The sequence below is a fragment of the Candidatus Methylomirabilota bacterium genome (assembly GCA_035764725.1).
Lineage (GTDB): Bacteria > Methylomirabilota > Methylomirabilia > Rokubacteriales > CSP1-6 > DASRWT01.
Map to the genome: position 1 here is coordinate 1 of DASTYT010000155.1, position 12,168 is coordinate 12,168.

A 12,168-nucleotide genomic window follows, 5' to 3' on the forward strand; every position below is an offset into this window, starting at 1 on the left:
GGCCAGCGCGGACGGCCCGGCGGGGCTGGCGGCCGTCCGGGAGGGGGTGGGGGACACCGCCGCGGCGGTGGCCCTGCTGCGCCAGGCTGTTACCCTCGAGCCGGGTTATGTCGCCGCCCGGGCCGAGCTGGCCCGGCTCGAGCGTGCCCTCGATGGTGGGCCGCCTGCCTCCGTCACGCGCTAGGCCGGGAACATCGCGCCGCCCCCTTGTGTTCGCCCCGTTTTGCTGGTAAGCAAACGGCCAATCGGAAGCCCTCGCGGCCTTCTCCGACCCCCCACCGGGCTAGCAAGGAGATCAATCCATGGCGCAGGTGAAGCAGATCACGGTGACCGCCGAATCGAAGCCGGGCGTCCTCGCCAAGGTGTGCGCGGCCCTCGCCGGGGCGAACGTGAACATCCTCGCGGTGTGCGCCGCCGACGCGGGCGGCCGAGGCAAGCTCCGCCTCGTGGTCTCCGACCCGACGCGGGCCAAGCAGGCGCTCGCCGACGCGAAGATCCGCTGCGGCGAAGAGCCCGCCCTCGTCCTCACGCTGGACGACCGTCCGGGGAGCCTCGGGCGCGTGGCGGAGAAGCTCGCCGCGGCCAAGATCAACATCAAGTGCACCTACGCCAGCACCACCGGCGCCGGGGGGAGCGCGCAGGTGATCCTCGTCGTCCCGAACCCCGACAAGGCCGAGCGCGCGCTGGCCTGAGCATGCGTCTCAAGCGCGAGGACGTGGAGCGGATGATGGCGGAGCGGCCGGCCGGCACCGCCCTCGAGGAGGCGCTCGACGTGTACGAGGTCTTCGCCAGCGGGACCCTGGCCGACGAGGTGTACATCCTCGACAACGTCGGCGGCAAGCGCATCGCCATCGCGCCCAGCGCGCTGAAGGCGAAATACAGGAAGGAGTGACCCATGGCCATCATCGTCATCTCGCACGAGATCGGAGCGGGTGGACCGGAGATCGGGCAGGCCCTGGGTGAGCGGCTCAACTACCGATGCGTCGGCCAAGATCTCATCGTCGATGTCGCGCGCCGCTATGGACTGCTCGAAGAGAAGCTCTCGCATCTGGACGAGGCCAAGCCCTCGCTCTTCGAGCGCTTCGACGCCGAGACGCGGCGCTACATCACGGTGATCCAGACCGCACTGTACGAGTTCGCCGAGCACGACAACGTGATCCTCCTCGGCCGCGGCGGCCAGTGGCTCCTGCGGGGCATTCCTCACGTGCTGCGCGTGCGCGTGATGGCGCCGTTCGACCTGCGTCAGAAGCGGCTCGCCAAGAAGATGGCGGGCCAGATGGGCGAGCAGACGAACATGCGTACGGTCACCGACATGGTGCGGCGCGACGACATGGAGAAGATCGGGCGCATGCGCTACCTCTACGAGGTCGACATCCGCGACCCTGCCCTCTACGACGTCGTGATCAACACCGAGAAGGTCTCGGTGGACGCCGCCGTCGAGGTCATCGCGGTGCTCGTCCGCCGGCCGGAGATGGCGACGTCCGACGTGGGCACGCGCCTCGTCGCCGACCGCGCGCTCGCCTCACGTGTGCAGGTGGCACTCGCCACGCATCCCGAGACACGCAAGTATCGCACCACCGTGGAGGCCAAGGACGGGGTGGTCACCCTCGAGGGCACCGCTGCGCTCGAGGAGGCGGTCGAGGTGGCCCGCTCGGTCAACGGGGTGCGCGAAGTGCGGACGCAGCAGGTGGAGATCCCGCCGATCCCGCCGTTCGTCGCGTAGCGTCGATGCCGTACGAGTGCAGGCGGGGGCCGCCGGGCCTCGCTTGCTCAGTACAGCATTGCGCCGCGAGGTCCCGCAGCCCCCGCCCGCACTCGGCGTCGCTAGTTGGATTTGAGGGGGCGGTCGGGACGGGTGCTGCGGTCCTCGGGAACCTCGGCGACCGTGGTGGACACGGTCACCTTCTGCTTCTTGCGCCAGACCTCGAGGTTCACCGTCTTGCCCACCCGGGTCTCGGCGACGAGACGCTGCAGGTGGTGCGAGTCCTCGACGGCCGTCTTGTCGTAGCTCAGCACCACGTCGCCCTGCTGCAGCCCGGCCTTCGCGGCGGGGCTGTCGGGAATGGTGGACGCGACGAGCGCACCCTCCGCGCCGGGTAGGCCCAGGCTCTGCACGAGCTCCTTGGACAGGGGCTGCAGCGCCACGCCGAGCCAGCCCCGCACGACCTTACCCTTCTCGACGAGCTGATCCACCACCCGCTTCACCATATTGATGGGGATGGCGAAGCCGATGCCCTGCCCGGCGGCGACGATGGCGGTGTTGACGCCCACCACCTCGCCCTTGAGGTTGATGAGGGGACCGCCGGAGTTGCCGGGATTGATGGACGCGTCGGTCTGGATGAAGTTCTCGTAGGTCGCCACGCCGACGTCGGAGCGCCCGGTGGCGCTGATCACGCCCACGGTGACGGTCTGATCGAGCCCGAACGGATTGCCGATCGCGATGGCCCACTCGCCCACGCGGAGCGCGTCGGAGTCACCCAGGGCCGCCACCCGGAGCTCGTGGTCCGCCTCGAAGCGCACCACCGCGAGATCGGTCTTGGGATCCACGCCCATCACCTTGCCGCGGTACTCGCGCTTGTCGGCGAGGCGCACGAGAATCTCGTCCGCGCCCTTGATGACGTGGAAGTTCGTGAGGATGAGTCCGCGCTTGTCGATGATCACGCCGGAGCCCATGCTCGGCAGCCGGAACTCGGGCCGCTGACCGGGCCCGCCGGGTGCCTTGGGCGCGGGCGGCTCCGAGCCGAAGAACTGCTTGAAGAAGTCATGGAAGAACGGGTCGTCGGAGCCGGGGGGCGGCGGTGTGGGCCGGCGCGCGCGCGACAGGGTGCCGATGTTGACGACGGCGGGACGTAGCTGCTGAGCGACCCCCACGAACGCGGCCTGTAGCGAGTCGGCCTGGAGAGCGCCCGCGCTCGGCCGGGCCACCGCCGCGACGGTGGGCGCGGGCCCGATGCGATCGCGGACGAGGAAGCCCACGCCGGCGGACGCCAGCACGAGGACGAAGCCGACGAGAGCACCGAGGAGGGTACGGTTCATGACGTGTGCGCTGCGGGCGAGCGGATCATACTCACCCGTGATTCGGGGTGTCAAGCGAGCCCCCCTCGCGCCGGCGCAGAAAATGCGACGGCGTGGCGCGACTTGTTTGCTAAGACAGGGGCAGGAGGGCGCTCGCATGCACACCGCGAACGCTGACCGCGACGCGAGATCGTAGCGGGCACGAGCCCGCCGGCGCCGCGCGCGACGCGCGAAACGCGATCGCCCGCCGCGCGAGCCGCCACGCCATTGCCGTCGAGGCTGCCGAGGAGCGCTCCACGCCGCCGCGACGAGGCTTTCGGCGGCCACAGTTTTTGAAGGACCCCCCTGAATTTGTTGCGCGCCGGGCCCCCCGCCAGGGGCTGCTGTATTACAAGTGTTTGATAAACATGCCTGAGTTGGCGGTGAAGTACCACCTCCTACGGGCATGTGTATTGCTTGACCCTAGGTCAGCAGTAGGTCGGTCGGCGCCTGTGCGCCAACGGCCAGAACTCATAACCTGATAAATCGACTGGGAGGGTACGAAGATGTTCACCTCAATGCTCAAAGCGGTTCGCGGGAAGGAGCGCGAGCGGGGGTTCACCCTGGTCGAGCTCCTGATCGTGATCCTCATCGTCGGCATCCTTGCCGCGGTGGCGATTCCGCTCTATCTGGGCTACACGAAGGACGCCAAGATGGCCGAGGGCAAGGCGCTGCTCGGGTCCGTGATGACGGCCCTGCAGGGTTGCGTCCAGGCCAAGGGCTCGGGGCAGAGCTGCCAAGTCAGCGAGATCGTCAATCGCGCGGGCCTCAGCGCCGGCGGCGCGACGGGTGATGGCCGCTGGACGGTAGTGACCTCGGGCAGCCTCGCCGTCTCCACCACGTCGCCCCCGACTTTCAACGGCACGATCCAGGCGTCGGGCACGGGGTCGGACACCGCGGCCCTGTCGCTCTCGATGTTCCCCACGAACAGCGGCGTGTTCCTTCGCTGCAACAGCACGAGCAGCACGCCTCCGGCCAGCACTGGCGCCGGCGAGCCCTGCTAGGCTGATTCTCGAGCGTCTCGCGGGGGTGGCGGGATGATCCGTCACCCCCGTTCGCGTCTCACCGCCCCGCCGTCCGCGAGGCTCGACGGATGGCTCGTCGTCGTCCTCGTGATCATTGCCTTCCTGCCTGCCCTCTTCGGCGGCTTCCTCGGCTGGGACGACGATCAGAACTTCGTCGAGAATCTCGCCTATCGCGGGCTCGACGGCCCCCATCTCCGCTGGATGCTGACCACGTATCACATGGGCCACTGGAAGCCCATCACCTGGCTCACCCACGGCCTCGATCACGCCCTCTGGGGCATGCATCCGATGGGCTACAAGGCGGTCACCATCCTGCTCCACGCGCTGGCCGCGCTCGCGCTCCTCCATCTCGCACGACGCCTGCTCGGGCTCGCCTTCGACCGCGCGCCGGACGGACCCATCCGCACGGGCGCGCTGGGCGCCGCGCTGCTCTGGGCGCTGCATCCCCTTCGCGTCGAGCCCGTCGTCTGGCTCAGCGCGCGCGGCGACGTCGTGGCCGGGCTGGGCGCCTTCGTGACCGTGCTCGCGTATCTCCGCGCGCACCGCCGCGCACCGGGTACGGACGGGCCCGGGGCTGCGACGTGGTCGCCTCGGTGGTACGGCGCGTCGCTCGCCCTCTTCGCGCTCGCGCTCATGGGCAAGTCGATCGTCGTCACGCTGCCCGTCGTGCTCCTCCTCCTCGACGCCTATCCCCTCCGGCGCCTCGGGCCCGCCGCAGGGGGCTGGCTCGGTCCGGCCGCGCGCCGCGCGTATCTCGAGAAGGCGCCGTTCTTCGCGCTCGCCGGCGCCGCGAGCGTGCTCGCGGTGTGCGCCCGGATCGAGTTCGGCAGCCTGGTGGACGTCGGGGACATCGGCTGGCCCACGCGCGTGGCGGCCGCGCTCTACGCGCTCGCGTTTCACCTCGCGAAGAGCCTCCTGCCGGTCTCCCTGTCGCCGCTCTACGATTTCCGCGCCACCCTCGCCCGCGGCCCGTGGCCCTTCGTCGCGGGCGGCGCGCTCGTCCTGGCTATGACCGTGGTGGCCCTCGTGCGCGCGCGGCGCCGGCCGGCCCTGGCCGCGACGTGGGCCGCGTACGTGGTCGTTCTCCTCCCCGTGTCCGGCCTGGTCCAGAACGGCCCGCAGATCGCCGCCGATCGCTACACCTACCTCGCGGGCGCGCCCTGGGCGCTCCTCGCGGGCGCTGGGCTTGCGTGGTGCGCCGCCGAAGTCGCCGGGGCCGCCTCGCGACGACCGTTCGCCCGCTGCGTGCTGGCGCTGGCTGCCGCGGCCTGCGTGGCGCTGGTGAGCCTGAGCGCGTGGCAGACGCTCATCTGGCAGGACACGCTGACGCTGTGGTCCCGCGTGATCGCGCTCGAGCCGCGAAGCGCGCTCGCCCACACCGGGCTCGGTACCGCGCTCCTGGACGAGGGCCGCCGAGCGGACGCGGCCGCCCATTACCGCCGCGCGCTGGCTCTGTTTCCGCAACTCCCCGAGGCCGAGATGGGGCTGGCCCTGATTTTGGGGCGCGAGCGGCAGACCGACGAGGCGGTGCGCCACGCGCGGCTGGCCATCGCACGCCAGCCGAAGCGCGCGGGCTTTCGGGTGGTCCTCGCCGAGATCCTGTGGCAGGGCGGCCGGCACGACGAGGCGCTGGCCGCGATCGACGAGGGCGAGCGCCTGGCGCCGGGTGTGCCCTACCATGCCTACCTGCGCGCGACGCGGCTCGCAGAGATGGGGCGCGCGGCCGACGCCGTGGCCGCGCTCGAGGACGGCCATCGACTGCAGCGCGCCGCCGGGCTCCCCGAGGCCGAGAGCGACCGCTACACGGCGCTCGTCTACGCCTCGATCGACCCGCCCACCGCGGTGGCGGCGTGGCAGCGCTACCTGCTGGCGATGAGCCGGATTCCACGCCCCACGCCGCGCGAACTGGCGCAGCTTGCGACGGCGCTGGCCGCGCTCGAGGAGCTGACCCGGGCCCCGAGCGCCGCCGCTATTTCCCCTCCGCGCTAGGACAGCCCGCGGCGGCGTCCCCGGGCACCTCGAGTCGCTCGCCGATCCGCCGCACGCCCGCGCACGCCTCCGCCTGACCGGGTTCCGCCTGGAGGACCGCGCGATAGTAGGCGAGCGCCCCCAGGTCGTTGTCTTCGCCCTCGAGCAGCCGGGCGATCAGGACGTAGAAGCCGGGCTTGTTGTGGAAGCGGGCCGCCGCCTCTTCGTACTGGCCGATCGCCTCCGGCACCATGCCGGCCTCGGCGTACGCGTTGCCGAGATAGGCGTGCGCGTTGCGGCTCTCCGGATCGACGGCGAGGGCATGGCGCCAGAGCGCCACCGAGTCGTGCCAGATCGCCGCCTGCTGCCAGGCGAGCCCCCCGTAGCCGACCAGCACGGCGGCCACCGCGGTCCGCAGCGCCGTCGCCAGCACGCGCGCGCGCGGCGCCGAGCCCGGGTGCCATGCCACCGCCGCGCCGACCCAGAGCGCCCACGGCAAGCCGGCCAGATAAGAGTAGCGATCGGCCACGGACTGAGGACCGTTATGGAAGACACCCGACACCGGGAGCAGCGTCACCGCGTACACCGCCCATGACGCCGAGAACGCGGGCAGGCGTCGCACGAGGACGAGGGCCAGCGCGGTGCCGCCGAGCGCCAGGGCGAAGTCATAGTAGGTCACGAGCATCGGGAACGTGTAGAGCGGGCTGAGAGCGAGTGGAAGCGCGGTCTTTCCGAGATAGAACGCGAGGCTGTAGAGGAACAGCACCGCCCGGAGCAGCGGGCTCATGCCGGAGAGCGAGCGCATGTTGCCCAGCGGGACGAGGGCGAGGAAGGCGAGCGCGGCGGCGGCGAGGCCCAGGGCGAAGAAGGGCAGCTTCTCGGCCCACACCGCCCAGCGCGTCCAGCCCCGGGCTCCGCCGAGGCGCCGCAGCGGGTAGATGTCCAGCACGAGCAGCGTCAGCGGGAGCGTGGCGGTGATGGACTTGGAGAGGAGCGCGCCCACGAAGAGCGCGACCGACGTCCAGTACAGGCCCACACGCCGAGAGTCGCCGCTGACGGCCTTCACGTAGGCGAGGGCGGCGCCCACGTAGAGGAGGCCCGAGAGCACGTCCCGCCGCTCGGTGACCCAGGCCACCGACTCCGCGCGTAGGGGATGCGCGGCGAAGAACACGGCCGCCGCGGCGGCGCCGAGTCGCAGGGAGAGGCCACCGGCGGTCGCGGCGCCCAGCGCGAGGCGCAGCAGGCGCACGGCGAGGAAGTAAAACACCAGGGCCGTGGCCGCATGCAGCAGCACGTTGCTGAGGTGATAGCCCCACGGGGACATCTCCCACACGGCGTAGTCCCAGCCCAGCGTGAGCCAGGTCAGCGGCATGTAGTGGCCCATGTGGAACGCGGTGAACATCCACACGAGCTGGCGCGGGCCTAGCCCGCGGTAGTGCGGGTTCTCGAGGAACATCGCGGGATCGTCCCAGTTGACCCATTCGGGCGAGAGCGCAGGCGCGAACACGCCGATGGTGAGCGCGACCACCAGCACGGCGATCACGGCGCTCGCCCACTGCCGGTCATCCCAGGACGGCGGCACTACGTACGCTCCGGGCGGCAGCCGTCGAGCTCGTGAGGCCGCGCGCCGACCGCCACCGCGGCGCGCCGGGCATTGGCGCAGGCCCCGGGTTCGCCGGGCTGCAGGCGCAGCGCGTGGACGAAGGCGTCAAGGGCATTCGCGTAGCGGCCCTGTGAGGCGTAGGCGACCCCGAGGTTGTTCCACGCCGCGCCGAACCCCGGCTCGAGTCGCACGGCGAGACGGTAGTGCTCCTCGGCTTCGGCGTGCGCGCGGTACTCCTGGAGCATGAGGGCGAGCGCGAAGGCGAGACGGGCGCGTGCGGCCGGGCTCGCCTCGGGCACGCCCGCGACGGCGGCACGCAGCTCCCACACCTGATAGCGCGGCCAGGCCGCCGTCCGCTCGAGCGCGGCGCTCCAGGCTCGCACCGCCTCCTCCGACGCCCCGCGGGCCCAGAGGAGATTCCCCAGCCGGATCCACGCCACGGGATGCCCGGGATCGAGCGCCAGGGCCTCGCGGAGCCGTCGCTCCGCCTCGGCGGGCCGCCCCGCCTGCGCGTCCACGAGGGCGAGGTGCAGGGTGAACTGCGCGCGCAGCGCCGGCAGGCTCGCTGGCACGCGCGCCAGGCACGCCTCGAAGTGCGCGCGCGCCTCGTCGAATCGCCCCCCTTCGGCGAGGGCCCAGCCGAGGTAGAAGAGCGGTATGTCGCTGTCCGGATCGGCCCACGCGGCATGGCGCCAGAGTGTGATCGAGTCCCGCCAGATCGCGATCTGGCGCTGGGTGAGGAGCGTGAGCCCGCAGACGAGGACGAGGGCCGCGGCGAGCGCCGCGCGCGCGATCGGGGTCGAGAGCCGCTGGGCCTGCCAGGCCCGCCACGCCCACACGGCGAAGGCGCCCACGAGAATGGACCAGCCGACGCTCGGCAGGTAGGAATAACGGTCCGCCGTGATCTGCGGGCCATTGGGGAAGATGCCGGAAGCGGGGAGCAGCAGCGCGATGTACGCCACCCACGCCGTCAGCCCGGCCGGCCAGCGCCGGCGGAGCGCGACCAGGACCGCGGTGAGCGCGAGGCCGGCGACGGCCGGGAGGAGATAGCGGAGGGCGAGGGGATCGACCGGGCGATAGAGGGAGTAGAGCGGCGAGAGCGGCCAGGGCCAGAGCGTCTTGCCGAGGTAGAAGAGGACACTGTACGCGGCGAGCGCGAGGCGCGGGGCGATGCCCTCGTGGCTCACGGGAGCGAGAATCCCCCACCGGAAGCCGATGACCAGCATGATCCCGGCGGCGAGCGCAGCCACGGCGAGGAACGGAAGCTTCTCGACGAGCACCACGCGGAGCACGTGTCCCCACGCCGTCCCCTCGCGTGGCGCGATCGCGATGCGGCGCAGCGGGTACACGTCCAGGGCCACGAGCACCAGCGGCAGCCCCACCACGATCGACTTCGCGAAGACGGCCAGCGTGAAGCAGGCCACGGCGGTCCAGTAGTGGCCCCGCCGGACGGCGCCGCCTCGCTCCGCGTCTTCGACGGCTTTCACGTAGGCGAGCGTGGCGGCGAGGGCCAGGGCGCCGCTGACCAGGTCGCGGCGCTCGGTGATCCAGGCGACCGACTCGACGCGCAGCGGGTGCAGTCCCCACACGAGCGCGGCGAGCGCGGCGCCGAGCTGTATCGCGCGGGGAGGCGGGCCGCCCGCGTGGAAGCCGGCCGTGAGCAGGCGCACGGCGAGCCGGTAGACCAGTACGGCGCTCGCGGCGTGGAAGAGCACGGCGGTGAGGTGATAGCCCGCCGGGTTCATGCCCCAGATGAGATAGTCCAGCGCCAAGGTGAGCCAGGTGACCGGGATGTAGTGACCCATGTGCACCGCGGTGAAGATCCAGGCCAGGTGGGCTGGACCGAGGCCGCGGTAGTGCGGATTGCCGACCAGATTCTCCCCGTCGTCCCAGCTCAGGAAGGCGCCACCGACGGCGGGTAGAAAGGCGGCGAGTACGAGCACGAAAATCAGTGCGGCATGACGTCGCTGGGGCGCGCGCACGACGTCTCCATATTAACTTTGTTGACCACTTGCGGCGACGGGCGATAAGATCGACGAGGGTCATCCATGAGCGCGGGTAAGGTCCTCGTGGTGGACGACGAGCCGGAAGTGCGGCTCGTGCTCACTGAATTCCTCGAGAGCCGCGGCTTCCACGTCACCGCCGCCGAGAGCGGCGCCCGCGCATTGGCCGTCGTCGACTCCGTCGAGCCGCACGTGGTGCTCCTCGACGTCACCATGCCGGAGATGGACGGCATCGAGACGCTCAAGCGGCTCGCCGCCCTCAAGCCCGGATTGCCCATCATCATGGTGACGGCCAACGCCGACGTGGACATCACGTCCCGGCTGCTCGCCATGGGCGCGGCGGACTACATTCCCAAGCCGTTCGATCTCGACTACCTCGGTCAGGCCGTCAGCATCCAGGTGTCGGCCGCGCTCGAGCCCTGAAGTCTCCCTGCGTCGCCACCGCGGTCGCGCTGCTCGTGCTCGCGGGCTGCGCGTCCACCCCCGGTCAGGTGCCGGTGCAGCGCGCGACGGTGGGGCCCAGCGCGATGGAGGTCTACAACGCCCGCTTCGTGCGCGGGTACGCGCGCCTGCCCACCTTTGACGAGACGTCGAAGTTCCGGGACGATCTCGACCAGCGGGTCGGCGAGTACCTGACGAAGAATCCTCAGCTCGCGACGTCCCCGCGCGCCAGCCAGTTTCGCTTCGAGCGTCGGGTGGACGTGGGCATGACCAGGCCCGAGGTCACGCTGTTGCTGGGCCAGCCGGACACGACGAGCGTGGATCCCGTTCTCATGGGCGCTACCGCACAGGTGTTCTGGAAGGACATCAGCAAGCGGGCGACGGAGATGTGGCGGTACCCGTCCGGCTGGGCCGTCTACTTCGACGGCGAGCGCGTGGTGGACCTGACCGTCGCGGGTAAGCCGCCGCTGGAGTAGCCCCCGGCGCCCATGCCGCGCGCCCGCCCCGCCGAGCATTCTTGGTGGCGGCGCGGGGTGCGCGCTAGAGTGTTGGCGTGAAAATCGGGACGCTGATCCGCACGGTGGTGTTCCTCGCGGTGTTCGGATGGGCCGCCTACACCGCGTTCATGGTCGCCTACGACTACTTCACGACCTCAGGCATGGTGGGCCAGCTCGTCGTGGATGCCGTGACCAAGCGCAAGGCCATGGTCGCCGCGGGCGGCAGCCCCGCGGTCACCCAGGAGATCGCCAACGACGTGCGCGGACTGATCCTGAAGGAGTCGCGCCGGCAGCAGATCCCACTCGATGAGCACACTCTCCAGGTCACGCCCGGCTCGTACGCGGTGCAGGTCTCGATGAGCTGGAAGCACCCGGTCGCGCTGTACGGCGACACCAATCTCTTCGACCTCACGCTCTGGATGGACCGCACGTTCGACACCGGCTTCTGATCACGCCGCCGCCCGCGCAACAATTTCTGCGCGGAAAGAAACTCGACGCCGCGCATTCCGGTCATCCGTCGGATTCTCCGACTCGAAACGGCGCTCGCCTAGCGCTGGGCGACGGGCACCCTTCAGATCTTGGAGCCCCGCATGTGATTCATAGTCAATAAAGCCAATTAGTTAGGGCTCGCTTGGGCCAAATCGGATTGCCTCCGTTGACAGGCCGCTCACTCCGCCGCTTCCCGCAAATGCAACTTGCTGATTTCAATGCGATTTGCCCCCTGGCATGCACCGTGCTCTTCCCGAATGTCAGGAGGGGCCATGACCATGGGCAGATCGTTCAAGCGATCAATCGGCGGGGCAGTCGCCCTCGCGCTGGCCGTGATGATCACGGCGAGTCCGGCGGCAGCGATCACCGTCTTGACCTTCGAAGGTCTCCAGAACCTCGAGTCGATCAACGGCTTCTACAACGGCGCCAACGGCGGCTTCGGGAGCGGCCCGGGACCCAGCCTCGGGATCACGTTCTCCTCCAACGCCCTGGCCATCATCGACAGTGACGCCGGCGGCAGCGGCAACATCGGCGGCGAGCCCTCGCCCAGCACCGTGCTGTTCTTCCTGAGCGGGACCGCCGCGACCATGAACGTTCCGGCCGGCTTCGACACGGGCTTCTCGTTCTACTACTCCTCGGTCAACGTGTCCGGTCTCATCAATGTGTGGGACGCCCTCGATGGCACTGGCAATCTCCTGGCCTCGCTCGTGCTGCCGGTGACACCGTTCGGTGGGGCGCCGGATCCGACGGGCGCCTATAGCCCCTTCCTCGCGATGGGCGTCGCCTTCAACGGCATCGCCCGCTCGGTGGACTTCGGCGGTACCGTCGACCAGATCGCCTTCGATGACATCACGCTGGGTTCGATCACGCCGGGTTCCACCCTGGCGGTGGCGGACACCGAGGCTGCGGTTCCGGAGCCCGGGAGCCTCCTCCTCGTGGCGGCGGGCATGCTGGGTGCGGGCGCCCTTCGCCGCTTGGCGCGGCGCGGGTAGCCCCGCCCGCGAAGTAGCGGAAAGCAAAGAGCACGCGGACGCCGACTTCCCCCTCGGCGTCCGCGATGCTTTGGGCGCTCCCTTTGCTAAACTTTT

The 12,168-nt window shown here is 70.4% G+C and carries 13 protein-coding genes; 10 read left to right on the top strand and 3 right to left on the bottom strand.

Annotated elements, in window-relative coordinates; all coding sequences use genetic code 11:
• The 4 genes from VFX14_25265 to VFX14_25280 all read left to right on the top strand — a co-directional run.
• Positions 1-184: tetratricopeptide repeat protein (locus tag VFX14_25265; protein ID HEU5193007.1), on the top strand; the 184-nt coding region annotated here is incomplete at its 5' end.
• A 118-nt stretch (positions 185-302) separates the two neighbouring features.
• Positions 303-692: an ACT domain-containing protein gene (locus VFX14_25270; protein HEU5193008.1), complete on the top strand. Its 390-nt coding sequence runs from the start codon at positions 303-305 to the stop codon at positions 690-692.
• Positions 693-694: 2 nt separating this feature from the next.
• Positions 695-892: a hypothetical protein gene (locus VFX14_25275; GenBank protein ID HEU5193009.1), complete on the top strand. Its 198-nt coding sequence runs from the start codon at positions 695-697 to the stop codon at positions 890-892.
• A gap of 3 nt (positions 893-895) precedes the next feature.
• Positions 896-1,723 (top strand): cytidylate kinase family protein, encoded by an 828-nt coding sequence (locus VFX14_25280; GenBank protein ID HEU5193010.1) that lies wholly within the window; start codon positions 896-898, stop codon positions 1,721-1,723.
• Between the two features lie 101 nt (positions 1,724-1,824).
• Here the strand turns inward: VFX14_25280 and VFX14_25285 are convergent, their stop codons facing one another.
• On the bottom strand, positions 1,825-3,036 hold the full coding sequence (locus tag VFX14_25285; protein HEU5193011.1) for a Do family serine endopeptidase: 1,212 nt from the start codon (positions 3,034-3,036) through the stop codon (positions 1,825-1,827).
• Between the two features lie 536 nt (positions 3,037-3,572).
• Between VFX14_25285 and VFX14_25290 the strand changes: the two genes are divergently transcribed.
• Both VFX14_25290 and VFX14_25295 read left to right on the top strand, forming a co-directional pair.
• Positions 3,573-4,058, top strand: a complete 486-nt coding sequence (locus tag VFX14_25290; GenBank protein ID HEU5193012.1) for a prepilin-type N-terminal cleavage/methylation domain-containing protein — start codon at positions 3,573-3,575, stop codon at positions 4,056-4,058.
• A 33-nt stretch (positions 4,059-4,091) separates the two neighbouring features.
• On the top strand, positions 4,092-6,068 hold the full coding sequence (locus VFX14_25295) for a tetratricopeptide repeat protein (protein ID HEU5193013.1): 1,977 nt from the start codon (positions 4,092-4,094) through the stop codon (positions 6,066-6,068).
• On the opposite strand, the gene VFX14_25300 is transcribed toward VFX14_25295, so the two are convergent.
• Both VFX14_25300 and VFX14_25305 read right to left on the bottom strand, forming a co-directional pair.
• Positions 6,049-7,629: a hypothetical protein gene (locus tag VFX14_25300; GenBank protein ID HEU5193014.1), complete on the bottom strand. Its 1,581-nt coding sequence runs from the start codon at positions 7,627-7,629 to the stop codon at positions 6,049-6,051. The two genes, VFX14_25295 and VFX14_25300, sit on opposite strands and share 20 nt — an antisense overlap.
• Positions 7,629-9,632: a tetratricopeptide repeat protein gene (locus tag VFX14_25305; GenBank protein HEU5193015.1), complete on the bottom strand. Its 2,004-nt coding sequence runs from the start codon at positions 9,630-9,632 to the stop codon at positions 7,629-7,631. Before VFX14_25305 ends, VFX14_25300 begins: the two co-directional genes overlap by 1 nt.
• A gap of 66 nt (positions 9,633-9,698) precedes the next feature.
• Between VFX14_25305 and VFX14_25310 the strand changes: the two genes are divergently transcribed.
• The 4 genes from VFX14_25310 (at position 9,699) to VFX14_25325 (ending at position 12,072) form a co-directional block, all read left to right on the top strand.
• Complete coding sequence (locus VFX14_25310) at positions 9,699-10,076, top strand: response regulator (GenBank protein HEU5193016.1); 378 nt, start codon at positions 9,699-9,701, stop codon at positions 10,074-10,076.
• 35 nt (positions 10,077-10,111) lie between these two features.
• The gene (locus tag VFX14_25315) at positions 10,112-10,570 is read left to right on the top strand and encodes a hypothetical protein (protein ID HEU5193017.1); all 459 of its coding nucleotides are present in this window, start codon (positions 10,112-10,114) and stop codon (positions 10,568-10,570) included.
• A 77-nt stretch (positions 10,571-10,647) separates the two neighbouring features.
• Positions 10,648-11,040, top strand: coding sequence for a hypothetical protein (locus tag VFX14_25320; protein ID HEU5193018.1), 393 nt, complete (start codon positions 10,648-10,650; stop codon positions 11,038-11,040).
• A 312-nt stretch (positions 11,041-11,352) separates the two neighbouring features.
• A complete protein-coding gene (locus tag VFX14_25325) occupies positions 11,353-12,072 on the top strand; it encodes a PEP-CTERM sorting domain-containing protein (protein ID HEU5193019.1) in 720 nt (239 codons plus the stop codon).
• The last annotated feature ends 96 nt before the right edge of the window (positions 12,073-12,168 follow it).

Bases quoted from the DNA above. Each gene is read 5' to 3' on its own strand.
- VFX14_25285 (HEU5193011.1), bottom strand. From the start codon at position 3,036: ATGAACCGTACCCTCCTCGGTGCTCTCGTCGGCTTCGTCCTCGTGCTG.
- VFX14_25275 (HEU5193009.1), top strand. From the start codon at position 695: ATGCGTCTCAAGCGCGAGGACGTGGAGCGGATGATGGCGGAGCGGCCG.
- VFX14_25295 (HEU5193013.1), top strand. From the start codon at position 4,092: ATGATCCGTCACCCCCGTTCGCGTCTCACCGCCCCGCCGTCCGCGAGG.
- VFX14_25310 (HEU5193016.1), top strand. From the start codon at position 9,699: ATGAGCGCGGGTAAGGTCCTCGTGGTGGACGACGAGCCGGAAGTGCGG.
- VFX14_25280 (HEU5193010.1), top strand. From the start codon at position 896: ATGGCCATCATCGTCATCTCGCACGAGATCGGAGCGGGTGGACCGGAG.
- VFX14_25325 (HEU5193019.1), top strand. From the start codon at position 11,353: ATGACCATGGGCAGATCGTTCAAGCGATCAATCGGCGGGGCAGTCGCC.
- VFX14_25270 (HEU5193008.1), top strand. From the start codon at position 303: ATGGCGCAGGTGAAGCAGATCACGGTGACCGCCGAATCGAAGCCGGGC.
- VFX14_25290 (HEU5193012.1), top strand. From the start codon at position 3,573: ATGCTCAAAGCGGTTCGCGGGAAGGAGCGCGAGCGGGGGTTCACCCTG.